Source organism: Saccharibacillus alkalitolerans (assembly GCF_011090185.1).
Classification (GTDB): domain Bacteria; phylum Bacillota; class Bacilli; order Paenibacillales; family Paenibacillaceae; genus Saccharibacillus; species Saccharibacillus alkalitolerans.
The window spans coordinates 399679-413981 of record NZ_JAAFGS010000001.1; the positions used below are offsets into that span (position 1 = coordinate 399679).

12 protein-coding genes are annotated in these 14303 nt (G+C 58.2%); 11 read left to right on the forward strand and 1 reads right to left on the reverse strand.

The features are described 5' to 3' along the window. Positions 1-113 precede the first annotated feature (113 nt). The 11 genes from GYN08_RS01715 (at position 114) to GYN08_RS01765 (ending at position 12734) form a co-directional block, all read left to right on the forward strand. A complete protein-coding gene (locus GYN08_RS01715) occupies positions 114-1787 on the forward strand; it encodes a sensor histidine kinase (RefSeq protein ID WP_206023566.1) in 1674 nt (557 codons plus the stop codon). Between the two features lie 2 nt (positions 1788-1789). After that, positions 1790-2605, forward strand: a complete 816-nt coding sequence (locus GYN08_RS01720) for a LytR/AlgR family response regulator transcription factor (protein ID WP_166273068.1) — start codon at positions 1790-1792, stop codon at positions 2603-2605. Positions 2606-2803: 198 nt separating this feature from the next. Continuing rightward, positions 2804-4081: an L-lactate MFS transporter gene (locus GYN08_RS01725; RefSeq protein ID WP_166271902.1), complete on the forward strand. Its 1278-nt coding sequence runs from the start codon at positions 2804-2806 to the stop codon at positions 4079-4081. 197 nt (positions 4082-4278) lie between these two features. After that, entirely contained in the window at positions 4279-4905 is a 627-nt protein-coding gene (locus GYN08_RS01730; RefSeq protein ID WP_166271904.1) for an RNA polymerase sigma factor, read from the forward strand. Then, positions 4850-5635, forward strand: a complete 786-nt coding sequence (locus GYN08_RS01735) for a hypothetical protein (RefSeq protein ID WP_166271906.1) — start codon at positions 4850-4852, stop codon at positions 5633-5635. Before GYN08_RS01730 ends, GYN08_RS01735 begins: the two co-directional genes overlap by 56 nt. A 31-nt stretch (positions 5636-5666) precedes the next feature. Continuing rightward, positions 5667-6602: an ATP-binding cassette domain-containing protein gene (locus GYN08_RS01740; protein ID WP_166271908.1), complete on the forward strand. Its 936-nt coding sequence runs from the start codon at positions 5667-5669 to the stop codon at positions 6600-6602. Beyond that, on the forward strand, positions 6599-7804 hold the full coding sequence (locus GYN08_RS01745) for a hypothetical protein (RefSeq protein WP_166271910.1): 1206 nt from the start codon (positions 6599-6601) through the stop codon (positions 7802-7804). The genes GYN08_RS01740 and GYN08_RS01745 overlap by 4 nt, the downstream gene beginning before the upstream one ends. Positions 7805-7924: 120 nt before the next feature. Next, on the forward strand, positions 7925-8698 hold the full coding sequence (locus tag GYN08_RS23910; protein WP_328802543.1) for a DUF4253 domain-containing protein: 774 nt from the start codon (positions 7925-7927) through the stop codon (positions 8696-8698). Between the two features lie 87 nt (positions 8699-8785). Further along, complete coding sequence (locus GYN08_RS01755) at positions 8786-9259, forward strand: hypothetical protein (RefSeq protein WP_166271912.1); 474 nt, start codon at positions 8786-8788, stop codon at positions 9257-9259. A 230-nt stretch (positions 9260-9489) separates the two neighbouring features. After that, the gene (locus tag GYN08_RS01760; protein WP_166271914.1) at positions 9490-11466 is read left to right on the forward strand and encodes a methyl-accepting chemotaxis protein; all 1977 of its coding nucleotides are present in this window, start codon (positions 9490-9492) and stop codon (positions 11464-11466) included. A gap of 191 nt (positions 11467-11657) precedes the next feature. Continuing rightward, entirely contained in the window at positions 11658-12734 is a 1077-nt protein-coding gene (locus GYN08_RS01765) for a suppressor of fused domain protein (RefSeq protein ID WP_166271916.1), read from the forward strand. A 102-nt stretch (positions 12735-12836) separates the two neighbouring features. Here the strand turns inward: GYN08_RS01765 and GYN08_RS01770 are convergent, their stop codons facing one another. Beyond that, positions 12837-14198: a sensor domain-containing diguanylate cyclase gene (locus tag GYN08_RS01770; RefSeq protein ID WP_166271918.1), complete on the reverse strand. Its 1362-nt coding sequence runs from the start codon at positions 14196-14198 to the stop codon at positions 12837-12839. Positions 14199-14303: the final 105 nt, after the last annotated feature.

Consider the following 14303-nt stretch of genomic DNA (forward strand, 5'->3'; position numbering starts at 1 on the left):
CGGCGTCTATGCCGGCGGCTTTCTTTTTCGCGTCAAAAGATAAGTCTGACAAGTAAATCCGTCGGAAGCGCGGCGCGTTTGAAATTCAAAACCGAGTAAGGAGGAGGAACGCCATGGATTCTTCGCATCCGCTGACTATTTTTTTGCAGCTGTTCGAACGGGGTTCGCTGCTGCTCATGTGCTTGTTCGTGCTGACGCGCATCCCGCGCTTTAAAGCCGTCTTTCAAAAAGAAGAATACCGCCCGCAGGATCTCGTGACCGTCACGGTAATCTTCGGGCTGTTCGCCATTTTCGGGACGTATATGGGGATCAGCGTGGAGGGCTCGCTCGTCAACGTGCGCATCGTGGCGATCCTGTCGGGCGGGCTGCTGTTCGGTCCCTGGGTCGGGATCGTGACGGGACTCGTGTCCGGCGTGCACCGTTATCTGATCGACATCGGCGGCGTGACCGCCGTGCCGTGTCTGATTACCAGCATCGTGGCGGGCATCGTCGCGGGCGTCATCCATCTGCGAGTGCCCAAGCCTAAGCGCTGGTATTACGGGATCGTCGCCGGCATGCTGTGCGAAGTGCTGACGATGGGCTTGATTCTGCTGCTCGCGCAGCCTTACGAACTGGGAGCGGACATCGTGTCCAAGATCGCCGCGCCGATGATTTTCGCCCAGGTCATGATCGGGCTGATCGTCATGCTCGTGCAGAGCGTGGAAGACGAAAAAGAGTACGTGGCGGCCAAGCAGGCGAAGCTCGCGCTCGACATCGCCAACGAGACGCTGCCGTATTTCCGCAAAGTCGACAGTGCGTCGCTGCTGCGGATCTGCGAGATCATCGAGGAGAAGATCGGCGCGGACGCCGTGGCGATCACGGATACGAGCCATATTTTGGCGTATTCCGGCTTCGGGCAGGAGCGCTACAATATCGGGCACGAGATCATGACGGAGGAGACGAAGCAGACGATCCGAAGCGGCAGCATCACCATTCGCAACAACGACGCCGATCACCGGAACGAGTGGATCAAATCGATGATTATCATTCCGCTGCAGGAAAAAGGGGTCGTGACGGGAGCGCTGAAAATTTACTATCGGCATGCCCACCAGATCACGTATTCGCTGCGCGAGCTGGCCGTCGGGCTGTCGCAGATCATTTCCACGCTGATGGAAGTGTCCCGGGTGGAACAGATCAAGGCAATGGCGGACAAGGCCGAGATCAAGGCGCTGCAGACGAAGATCAGTCCCCATTTCCTGTTTAACGCGCTGAACGCGATCGCGTCGTCCATCCGTCTGAATCCCGACAAGGCGCGCGAGCTGATCATCAATCTGTCCGGGTATCTGCGCTACAACCTGGAACTCAACGACGAATTGATCGACGTGCACCGGGAGCTGCAACAGGTGAAAGATTACGTCGAAATCGAGAAAGCGCGCTTCGGCAGCCGGCTGCAGGTGGAATACGACATCGACGACGAGACGGACGTGAAAATTCCGAGCCTGATCATCCAGCCGCTGGTCGAGAACGCGATCGTGCACGGCATTTTGAAGGACAAAGGGAGAGGAACGGTCACCATTCGGGTCAAAAACGAAGGGGAGGCCGTGCGCTTCGAGATCGCGGACACCGGCGTCGGCATCGACGAATCGGTGATCGAGAACATCCGCCGCGGCGGCATGCCGTCGAACAAAATCGGGCTGTCGAACGTGCACGAGCGGCTGAAGCTCATTTACGGGGAAGGCGTGGACATCCGCAGGCTCGAAAAAGGGACGGTAATCGGATTTACGGTAAGAAAGGGGAGAACGGAATGAGCATGAAAGGCATTATCGTGGAAGACGAATTTCTCGCGATGGAGGAATTGGACTATCTGATCGGCAAAAACAGCTCGGTGGAGATCGTCGGCAAATTCGAGGACGGGATCGACGTGCTTAAATTTTTGCAGGGCAGCGACGTGGACGTCATTTTTCTCGATATCAACATTCCGTCGCTCGACGGCGTGCTGCTCGCCAAAAGCATCAGCAAATTCGCGCGCAGGCCGTATATCGTATTCACGACGGCCTATAAGGAACACGCGGCGGAGGCGTTCGAGATCGAAGCGTTCGATTATATTCTGAAGCCGTATCACGAGCCCCGGATCGCGGCGATGCTGCACAAGCTCGAAGCGGCGTTCGCGGCGAAAAAAGAAGGGGAAACGGGAATCTCTCCGCCGGGGGCTTCGGGCGAACCGTCTGCGGTTTCGGCCTCTCCGTTATCCGGCGCGTCGCCGCAGGAACTTTCGGAAGCGGGCCGCCCGTCCGGCAGCCGCCGCATCAATCTGTACAAGGACGACAAGATCATCGTGGTCGACGCGGACGACATCTACTACGCGTCCGCGCAGGAAAAAACGACGCTCGTTTACACGCGCAAAGAAGAGTATGTCATGCACATGAGCATCTCGGATTTTCAAGCGAATCTGCCGCAGGATAAATTTTTTCGCTGCCACCGTTCCTACACGGTCAATCTGTCGAAGATCCGGGAGATCGTACCTTGGTTCAACAACACGTACTTGCTGCGTCTGCGCGATATGAACGCCGAAGTGCCGGTCAGCCGCAGCAAATCCAAAGAATTCCGTCAGCTCATGCGCATTTAAGCGGTTTCAAAACGTTCGTGACGGTTCCCGTGCATTTCATTCCGCTTGGGCGGCATCTCATTCCAAAAACGCTTCCGAAACGGCCGGACTGCTTATACTAAAGCCATAAGGAACGCATAACGAATGAGAGAAGGAATAATAATGAAAACCGTTACAGCTTCTTCCTCCAACTTTTCGGGTTCGCAAGATAATGCCGCTATGAAAGTGAATCGCCTGTGGATCGTCATCGGGACGATCATCGTGCAGATGGGCCTCGGCACCATTTATACGTGGAGCCTGTTCAACCAGCCGCTCGCCGATAAATTCGGCTGGGAGCTCGGCGGAACGGCGATGACATTTTCGATCACAAGCTTCGCGCTCGCTTTCGCCACCTTATTCTCCGGCAGGCTGCAGGACAAATTCGGCATCCGCAGACTGATCGCCGCTTCCGGCATTCTGCTCGGTATCGGATTGATGCTCTCCTCGCAGGTGTCGTCGCTCGGTCTGCTGTATCTGGTCGCCGGCGTGCTTGTCGGCTACGCGGACGGTACGGCGTACATGACGTCGCTGTCCAACCTGATCAAATGGTTCCCGAAGCATAAAGGGCTTATGTCCGGCGTGTCGGTCGGCGCCTATGGCACGGGCAGCCTGATCTTCAAATACGTCAACGGCGCCATGATCGAATCGCGCGGCGTGTCGCAGGCTTTTCTCATCTGGGGCATCATCGTGCTGGCGATGGTCGTGCTCGGCTCGCTGCTGATCCGCGAAGCGGCGGTCGCCGCGGCTCCGATATCGGCTTCGGGCGTTCGCGTCAAAGACTATACCGTCAAAGAAATGCTCAAGACCAAACAGGCTTACCTGCTGTTCGTCGTCTTCTTCACGGCCTGCATGAGCGGACTGTACCTGATCGGCATCGTCAAGGACATCGGCGTGCAGCTGGCCGGCCTGGACGCGGCGACCGCCGCCAACGCGGTAGCGATGATCGCGATCTTCAACACGGCGGGACGGCTGATCCTCGGCCCGCTGTCCGATAAAGTCGGCCGCCTCAGAGTCGTCTCCGGCGCGCTGCTGGTCACGTTCGCGGCCGTCATGGTCCTGAGCTTCGCGGCGCTGAGCTATCCGCTGTTCTTCGCCAGCGTGGCGGCGATCGCTTTCTGCTTCGGCGGCAATATCACGGTGTTCCCGGCGATCGTCAGCGACTTCTTCGGCCTGAAGAACCAGGGCAAAAATTACGGCGTCATCTACCAGGGCTTCGGCCTCGGCGCCCTGTCCGCGTCCTTTATCGCGGCTCTGCTCGGCGGGTTCAAGCCGACGTTCCTCGTGATCGGCGCGCTGTGCGCGATCTCGTTCCTGATCGCCCTGCTGCTCAAGGCGCCGGCGGCGGGCGCGCGAACCGCTGCGGAATCTTCTTCGGAAACGCGCGGCAGAGAAGCCCAAGGGAAAGAAGGCAAAGAAAGCAAAGGCATGCGGCTTAACCCGCAGACGAAAGGCATCTGAGCTAGACGCCTGCGGTACGTGGGATTACAGACAAAGCTCCGGCGGAATTCCGCCGGAGCTTTTTTCGTGCGTTTGAAAAGAAATTTAATTTCTTTTGCGCCGAGCCCGACTTTTTCCTCCGAGTCGACGCATATATGATTAGACGGAGAAGTCGGTCCCACCGGATCGAACGAAAGGAGGTCGGCGGAAGCGCGAATATGCCGAAACGGGACATGCTTACAGACGTCAACGAAGCCAAGTTAATCAAACGCATTCAGCGAAAAGGCGACCGTGCCGCCGCCGACGAGCTGGTTTCGCGCCATTACCGGGAGATTTACGCTTTCGTGTACAGGCAGCTCCAGCATCGGGAAAATTCGCTCGATCTCACACAGGACATTTTTGTCAGCATGCTGCGCAGCATCGGCTCGTTCGAAGGAAAGCGTTCGTCGCTGCGTACCTGGCTGTACCGCATCGCGACGAATCGGGTCATCGATCATTTTCGCTCAAGAGCGCACCGGGACACCAAACTGACCGATCCGATCGAAGATTTCGAATTCGCGGCGGATGAAGATTTTACCCTGGAATTCGAACAGCGGGAAGAAGCGGGCCGGGTGCTGGAGCTGCTGCGGACGTTCGAATGGCGCACGCAGGAGATCGTGCGGGTGAAGCTGTTCGCGGAGCAGACTTTCGCCGAAATCGCGCAGAGTATGAGCCTGCCCGATTCGACGGTCAAGACCCATTATTATGCGGCGATCCGCAGGATCAAACAAACATTCGAGGAGGAGCGGAATGAAGAGCCATCGCAACAATCGGATTCGAAGCAGCGCGCCGTCGACGTTCGATGACATCGATTATCCGGACGAGCGGGAGATCCGTCTGCATGTCGCTTCCATCGTGGAAAAGGCGCTGCCGGTTCGCCCCTCGTTTCCGGCTTATATCGGCGGCATGTACCGTCAGCTCGGCTTCCGGCATTTGTTCCGGGATTTGACGGAGATCGTGTTCGTGCTGCTGCTGGGGTTGGGCATCCTTGTTTTTATGGCGCTGTTCATGCTGGAAAACGCGAATGCGGACAGCCTTTATGCCTTTATTTTTATCGTCTCGCCTCTGCTGTACCTGGCCGTCTCCCTGATTTTCTTCGCCGATCTGCGCAGGCGCGACACGTATCAGGTCGAAATGGCCTGCCGCTATAACGTCTATCAGCTCGCGTCGCTCCGCATGTTGACTTTTTCCGCCGTATGTCTCGTGCTGAATGCCGGATTTGTCTGCTGGATTGCGCTGACTTCCGGACAGGTGGATCTGCTGCGCGGGCTGCTGCTGTCGGCTTCGTCGCTGTTCGCGTTCGCGGCTGCGTTCCTGTACGGAATGCTGCGCGGAAGAACCGCGGCGGGCCGCTATGCGACAGTCGGCCTGTGGCCGCTGCTCAATGCCGGTCTGTGGATCGCGGAGCCGCACGGCTACCGGGTTCTGCTGTCCGGCGTTCCGATCTATGCCTATCTGGGACTCCTTCTGCTGGGAGCCGCCATCTACGTCGGACAGGCCCGGGAGCTGATCCATTTTCGGCCGAAACTGTCTTGAATATGCCCAAACGAAAAGGAGCTGAACAAGGATGCTGATTGTGCGTGCCGCAAGCCGGCGATACGGGGACGATCCGGCGCTGGAAAGACTTGATCTGGAATTCCAAAACGGAGTGTACGGCCTGCTCGCGCCCAACGGAGCGGGAAAAACGACGCTGCTGAAAATGTTGGCCGGACTGCTTCCCCCGTCGGAAGGCGAAATTTTATACGACGGGGAACCTCTTGCGGACCTCGACGAAAAATATCGCATGAAATTGGGCTACCTCCCGCAAAGGTTCGGCTATTATCCGGGAGACACCCCTTTGAAATATATGCAGTACCTCGCCGCGATCAAAGGAATGAACCGCAAAGAAGCGTCGGAGCGCTCCGAGCTTCTGCTGGACGCGGTAGCGTTGGGCGAAGCGAAACGGCGGAAAATGAAGACGTTCTCCGGCGGCATGATCCAGCGGGTCGGCATCGCGCAGGCGCTGCTCAACGATCCGCGCGTGCTGATTCTGGATGAACCGACAGCCGGGCTCGATCCGAAGGAACGCGGAAGATTCCGCAGCCTGCTGACGCAGCTCGGCCGGGATCGCATCGTGATCCTGTCCACGCATGTCGTCTCGGATGTGGAGTCGGCGGCGAACGAAATTATTCTGCTGAAGGACGGGCGCGTGTTCGCGAAAGACAAGCCCGAGGGGATCTGCTTGATGCTGGCCGGGCGTGTCTACGAAACGAAAATTGGCGACGCGGAAGCGGACGCTTTTCGCGAACGCTATGCGATCCTGGCCGAACGCGGCGAGCCGGACGGATGGCGGATGCGCTTCGTCTCGGAAGCCGAATCGGCGCTGCCGCAGTGGCAGGCCGTGCAGCCGACGTTGGAGGATGTGTTTCTGTACGTGTACCGGGATGCCGAAGGTCGGGCGCCGGAGCGGATGCTGTTTCCGCGCGAACCGGCCGGGAGCGGGAAAAGGGGAGAATCGGTATGAAAACGGCTGTGCATACGCCTGCGAATCGATCCGCGAGCGGCTATGAGCGCTTAAAAATCCGGCCGGTCTGGCTGGAGTTCCGAAAATTGTTTATGCCGAAAAGGGTAGGGCTTGCGCTGCTGGTGCTGCTGCTCGTCGGGATGTGGCTGTACCCTTTCCGAGCGATGTACCCCGGCGCAGCCTTCAAAGATTGGGACACCGCAGTCGCCGTGCAGATGGAAGCGGACTACGGACTGCGAATCGACGAAGCCGAGTTCAACCGGTTCAAGCAGTCGCTGGCGCCGAAGATTGCGGAAGCGGACGCTTATATCCGTTCGACGCCGGCTTTTGCCCGAGCCGGTCTGGACAGTTACGAAAGATATGTCAAGAGGGATCGCATGATAAACGGCGGAACGCTTCCGTTGAATCGGATCGTCGAGGCCGGGCCGGCAGCCGATCTGTTCGCGGAGCTTCAGGCGTCGCGGAATTGGATCGAATATTACGAAATGGGGACGGCGAATACGCTGGGCATGAACGAGGCGGAGAAAAAAAGGGCGTCGGAAGTGGAAAGCCGGGATTGGGTATCGGTGCTGCCGCCGAATTTCGTAGGCATGTATAGTTCCTGGAACCTTTTGAATCGACTCGCCGTGACCGCCATGCTCATCACCGCCATGCTCGTCATGCCTATTCAGATCGGCGACCGGCGCGCGGGGCTTGGCGAGCTGCAGGCATCGTCGAAAGCGGGCATAACCGGCTTGTTCCGCATGAAAACGGCTGCCGCCCTATGGGCGGGAACTCTGGCTGCGGGGACGCTGCTGGTCGTCTTGCTGCTCGCTTACCGCTTCAGCGGCGCATGGACTTTGATGGGGGCGGACATTAACGGGAAAGCGGGCGGTCTGTTCTGGTACGATCTCAGCTTCCTGCAGTATGTGCTGGCGACGTATGCGGCCGTGTTCGTGCTCTGCTGGATGACGGCGCTGCTGACGGTATTTTTTTCCTCGGTCGCTCCCAACTATGTTGTGCTTGCCGGAGCCGTCGCCTTGACGTTGATCTTGTTCTACGAAAGCGACTATCTGCTCAATCCCCTGCTCAATCATATGCTGGGAGTAGGCTTGGGCCGCTCGCCGCTGCGGACGCCGATCGCTTTGGGTATTCTGCTGCTGGCTTCCGCGGCATTGGCGTATATCGCGTGGAAAAGGGAAACGAAGCGGGTGCGCTGGTGACGCGAACGGATTCGGAGCGCCGCGCGGCAGGCAGGGCCATGCGCCGGGCTTGGCTTCCTCGCCGGCTTGGCCTATATTAGAAACAGAACAGGAAGAACAGGAACAAGGAGGAAGTCGGTCGTGAGCGAAAATGTGCTGAATTTTTTGCGGGAGTATCGGGTGAAGGCCGCCGAGGCGGAGGAGATCAAATTCCCGATTAGGGCTTCGGCAGGCATGCGGCGGGTGCTGATCGTAACCGGAGACAATATCGGGGAAATGCTGGAAGAAGCGGCGGACGGCGAGGACTCGATTCGCCTGTATGCCGAACGGCAGCGGGCGGCGGCCGAAGCCGCTTCCGCCGCCGATGTGCTGCGAAGTCTGGTCGATTCGGCCCTGACGGACAGCGGGCTGCCGACGTCGGCCGACGGCGGCATTCGCGATGTCTACGGCGCCTATGCCGCTCTATGGGACGAGCAGGGCGAACTGCTGGACGAGCGGATCGTGCCCGCCGCGGGCGAAGACGGTCGGCCGGACGAACCGGGCGAGCTGCCCGATTCGGCGTGGGTCGGGCGTCATGGGGAAGACGGACTGCTGCTGCTCGACCTGCCGGAAGCGGAAGCCTGGACCGCACCGCTGATCGTGCCGATGGGCGGCTACAACGAATGCCCGCAGCCGATCGAGCAGGCCGTCCTGTTCCGCGATTGGCAGAAGCGCTTCGGCGCCGTGCCGACGGCCGTCGCGGAAGATACGTGGCTGCTGCAAGTTTCGCGTCTGCCGGAAACGGACGAGGAAGCGCTGAATCTGGCCCGGGAGCATTTCATCTTCTGTTCTTACGTGCTGGAAGCGTTCGATTCGATCGGGCGGTATGCGGCGCATTTGAAGAGCAGCCGGGTATGGAGCTTTTGGTGGGATTGATTGCGGCCGGCGGGTCGAAATTTTAAGCCAACGTTTTCGGTCTTCGGCGCGTCTTTATAAAGAACTCGAACAAGGAGGGACGTAAACTTGAAAAAGACTATAATGGCCGCTGCTGCGGCCGCGCTGCTGCTCGGAGCCGGAACTTCGCATGCCGGGGCGGCCTCGTCCGGAACGCATCGGTATCCGGTCGCGCCGAATCCTATCGCGGACGCGCCGAATATTCGGGTAATCGACAGCACGCCGGAGACCGAACTGATTGAGAGCCTCAAAAAAGGGGAATGGCCCGACGAATTCGTGATTGTGGCCATGATGCAGACGCTGTCGGGACAGAGGCTGAAGCCCGATTCGTACCCGATTTTTTTATCGTCCAAATGGCGTCTGAACCTGCTTCATCAAATGATCGACGGCGGTCAAAAGCGGGGGATTTACAACAACGCGGAAATGCTCGAAGACATTATGGTCCGCTGGGAAGCGGGCGATTATTCAAAGATCGAGCGGGACGACTGGGTATTGAAAAAAATGCTCGATCTGCATCACGAATCGTTTAACGACGGCGCTTGATTGGACGGCGCGAAGCGCTAAGCGACCTCAAGCCGATGAATGCTGCACAGCGAATAAGCTGCGCAGCATTTTTGTTTTTGCAAATTGAAATTTATGTTAATTTTTCCGCGCTTTATGTCGATAAATATCGAAACTAACAAAGGTTCCGTTTCTCCGCTCTTTTTCTTCCCACCACGGTGCCGCTTGTCTATTCAATAAAAGTCTTTCAAGCATAAAGAGGAGGGTTTGCAATGAACTTGAAAATGAAGTTAGCTGTTTTGCTAGTTGTGGTTACTCTTATCGGCACGGGAAGCATTAGTATGGCGGCGTTGAGCAATATGAAAAAGGAAGCGGAACAGTCGATCGGCGACAATTTGCGTGCGACAGCCACAAACACGTCTCAGGAAATCGGAGGCTGGATCAACGGAAACGTCAAAGTCGTAGAAACGACAGCATTGAACCTCAAGGCCACCGTGCCGCTGAACCGAATCGAAGAAAAACATCTTCAGGCTTTCAGAGCCGAATCGAACAAAGATAAGATCGGCGACATGTATGTCGGACTTGAAGACGGCACGCTCGTTGACGGAGTAGGCTGGGTGCCGGGTGAGGGTTACGATGTAAAAGCGCGGCCTTGGTACATCGAAGCCAAAGCGGCCAACGCGCTCAATTTCAGCAACCCGTATCTTGATCCGGCCAGCAATCAATACGCGGTCTCGATCGGGTATCCGCTTCAAGACGCTTCGGGAAAATTTGCAGGAGTACTGGCTGGAGATATGCGTCTGACGACGCTTACCGATACGGTCAATAATATCAAAATCGACGGCGGATTTGCTTTCATGACGGATAAGACCGGTGTCGTGCTGGCCCATCCGGATGCCGACAGCGTGAATAAGCCGCTTAAAGAATCGGCGGATTATGCCAAGATTGCGGACCAGATGCTGGAAAACGAATCGGGCAGCGTGGAATACACGTACAAGGGCGAGCCGCAGCTGCTGCACTATGAGAAAGTGGAAGGAACGGGCTGGATCGTGGCGGCTTCCGTGTCCAAAAATCATGCTTTTGCCGATTACGTGCAGATGCGCAACTTCTTTGTCGGAGGCATTGTCGGACTTGCCCTGCTGCTGACCGTGCTGGCCGTAGTGGCCGCCGCAAGACTGATCAAACCGCTGATTTTGCTGCAGAAGAGCGCGCAGCAAATGGCCGAAGGAGACTTGACCGTCAAAGTCGACGTCAAAGGGCGGGACGAAATCGGCAAGCTGGGCGCGGCGTTCAACGATATGTCCGCCAGCCTGCGCGAATTGATTCACGCCGCGGCCGGCTCGGCGGAAGGCGTAGAAAATTCGGCCAAGTATATGCACGGTCAGGCCGAAGGAGCCAAGCATATCTCCGACCAGATCGCCGTCGTGATCGAAGAGCTCGCAAAAGGCGCCACGGATCAAGCGTCTTCCATCCAGTCGGGCGTCGAACAGCTCGGCGACATGAACGCTTCGATCGAAGCGATCGCCAGCAGCGCAGGGCTCGCCTCGTCGAGCGCAGACGAGGTCACCGACGCGATGAAAGGCGGACTTCAAGCCGTCGCCGCGCAGGGCGAACTGACGGAAGCGAGCCGCAGTTCCGCGGGCCGCGTCGAAGAAGCGAACCGCCGTCTCGGCGAACAGACCGTGAAGATCGGGGAAGCCGTCAGCCTGATTCATACGGTAGCCAAGCAGACGAATCTGTTGGCTTTGAACGCGGCAATCGAGGCGGCGCGCGCCGGCGAGCACGGCAAAGGCTTCAGCGTCGTGGCGGACGAAGTCCGCAAGCTTGCGGAGCAGACCCGGGCTTCGGCGGCCGATATCGACACGCTGCTCGAAGGCGTACAGGAAGCGGGCCGTCAAAGCATCGACGAAATTCAGGAGTTCCAGACCATGGTAGACAAGCAGATCGAAGCCGCTTCTTCCACGCGCGGTGCGTTCGACGTGATCCGCGTCTCGGTCGACGGCATCACGAGCCGGATTCGCGAAGTATCGATCGCCTCGGACGAGCTGAAGCACAGCGCGGACCATGTGTCGGCGATCATGACGGATATCGCCGCGGTCGCGGAGCAGAGCGCGGCCAGCACGGAGGAGGCCGCCTCCTCGACGCAGGAGCAGGCTCAGGCGATCTCGAGCATCTCCGACCTGTCGGGCGAAGTGTCCGTCAGCGCCGACGAGCTGCGCGCAAGAATCGCCAAGTTCAAAACGGAATAGTGGGAAAAGCCGCGGCACGCTGCGCGGGCCCCTGAGACGAAAAGCCGGTTTCCGAAGGCGAAAAGCCCCGGAGACCGGCTTTTTGCCGTCCGGATTTTCAAAAAAGCCCCGCTTCGGGTAAACTGAATTCGGATGGGTAACGGCCGGCCGGGCCGTGCCGCATCGGACGACAAGAAAGGGCGTGAGCAAGCATGAGAGAAGACGAAGAGCTTCATGGAGCAGGAGACACGTCGCCCGGTTGGGACGCCGTCGACGCTTCGCTGAACAGGCTGTATGCGGGAGTCGAACCTTTTCACTACGGAACGATGATTTCCTACCGCCTGGGCGGGCCAGATCCGCTGGAGGGAGTAAGCGTCTATGCGAGGGAAGAGCCCGTGCCGCACTGGCATTACGTGACTTACGGGTTCACGGAACTGCACGAAAAGGAATCGCGGAACGCGGAATACAGCGGATTCGGCTTTGAACTGACGCTGCGTCTGGCCCGGGAAGGGGAAGAGCAGCCTCCGGTGTGGGCGATCAATTTCCTTCAAAATCTGGCCCGCTACGTGTTCAACAGCGGCAACGGCTTTCAGCCGGGACATCACCTGGATGCGAACGGTCCGATCGAGGCCGATCGCGACACCCCGATTACGGCGGTCGCCTTCGTCGAAGATCCCGAACTGGGCAGCGCCGTCTCTCCGTTTGGCCGATTCCGATTCGTGCAGGCGGTCGGGATCACGGGAGACGAGCTGGATCTTATCAAAGTGTGGAACACGCGGAGCTTTCTCGAATTGGCGAAGCCTCGGCTTCCTTTGTACTTGACGGACCTGAACCGGCATTCGCTGTTGGAAGAACCAGACCTGCGCAGCGCCGCCGAACTGGGCGTAAGGGCGGAAGGGTCGAACACAGGATCGTTATATTTCGAAAGTCTGGTCTGGGAGGAACGCCGCAGCCTGCTGAAAGGCAATTCGTACGTGCTGGAGCTTGGGGCCAAACAGGCCGAGTCGTTGGCGCGGATCTTGATGGGACGGTTGATGCACAATCGCGATTTGACGCTGATCGGCCCGGACGCGCAGGTCATGATGATTCCCGATCTGCAGAACCGGGTCGTCGAGACGGAGAGCGATCTGCATTTGTATTTGAATGCCGACGCCGCCGCCGAGCTGTCCCGCCGGCTGCTGCCGAAAGAAGGCGAGTTCCGCCTCGAGACGATGAAGACGCTGACGATCCGCATCGTCAAAACGCTGCTGCGCGATCCCGACGGGAACGTAGTGGAGACGATCGGCTGAATCGCCTGCGGGATCCGTCGGACCAAGCGTCGGACCGCCGACGGAAAAAGCCTTCGGGAATTCCCGAAGGCTTTTGATTTGGAGCGGAAAGGACGTTCAAGTTCAAGTGGCTGCGCCGGATTCGTCGCTTTTTCGGTAAAACTGCGTCCGGGCGCGTCCTTCGCGTTTGGCTGCATACAGCGCGCGATCGGCGCAGTGCAGCAGTTCCGAAGAGCTTCTGCCGTGCTGCGGATACAGGGCGATGCCCAAGGAAGACGTTGTCGTGAATTCGTGTCCGCCGATGTGCCAAGGCTCGCCCAGCACGCTGCAGATCCGATCCGCGATCGCGGCGATTTGTTCCGAGCAGCCCGTCTCCGGCAGCAGGACGACGAATTCGTCGCCGCCGAGGCGGGCCACCAGATCGCTTTCCCGCAAATTTTTGCCGATTCGTTCGGCAATGTGCAGCAGCAGCTCGTCCCCGGCGGCGTGACCGAGCGTATCGTTGATTTCCTTGAATTTGTCGACGTCCAGATAGAGCAGAGCGAAAGGAATTCCCGTGCTGTCCGCCTTTTCCAATTCCGCTTCCAGCCTGTCCATCAGGTGGCGCCGGTTCGAAATTCCGGTCAGCGAGTCCCGGAAAGCCATGGACTGCAGCTGAAGCTCGTAGTCTTTTTTGACGCTGATATCACGGGCCGTGACCAGCAGATAATCGTCCTGTCCTTCTCCCTGCTCGACAAAGGAAACCGCGATTTCGAACCACATATAGATGCCGCAGCGATGAAGCAGGCGAATGTCGTCCCGGAATGTGCGGCGTCTGTGCTCGGAAGCGTTCTGCAGAGCGGAATAGAGATTGTCGAGATCTTCCGGATGGGTGATAGGGAACTCCCGGATGCCATAAAAACGTTCGGGAGAATGGCCGAGCACGCGCTCAAGCGAAGGGGACACATACACGATTTCGCCGTCCGGCTTCAGCATGGAAACGATATCCGTCATATGGTTGGCGATCAGGCGGTACTGAAGTTCCCGGTCCAAGAGCGCTTTTTCGCTTATTATGCGTTCGGTAATATTGCGGCTGACGACGATCAGGCATTTCGGCCGTCGGCGTTCGTCGAAGATCGGAGTCTTGACGACTTCCCAGTACTGGAGACTTCCGTCCGTTCCGGGCAGCGTTTTCTCGATCCGCAGCGGCCGTCCCGCTTCCCACGCGGCAAGATCGGATTGCGTATTTTTCTCGAATACTTCCCTGTGTTCGGGTCTGAGCAAGATGAGTTCGAGATCCGTCCGATTCAGGCATTGTTCTTCGGTGAGTCCGTGCGTTTCAAGCACCAGCTTATTGGCAAACAACCAACGCCCTGCCCGGTCTTTAAGAACAATCAGATCGGGGACAAGATCGAGGGTCGCACGAAGCAGAGAGCCGCCGTCTTCGTCTGTTCGCATGCTGTGCAGCTGTTCTTCGAGGCTTCGGCGAATGTCCGAGAAATCCATAAGTGACTCCTTTCCGGCGCAAAGAGCGGCCGCGTCTGTTCTTTTCTTTTTTTATCGGCAAAAAAGCAAGACGGCAGGAGGGAGAGACTTCCCGGGCTTTTTAGA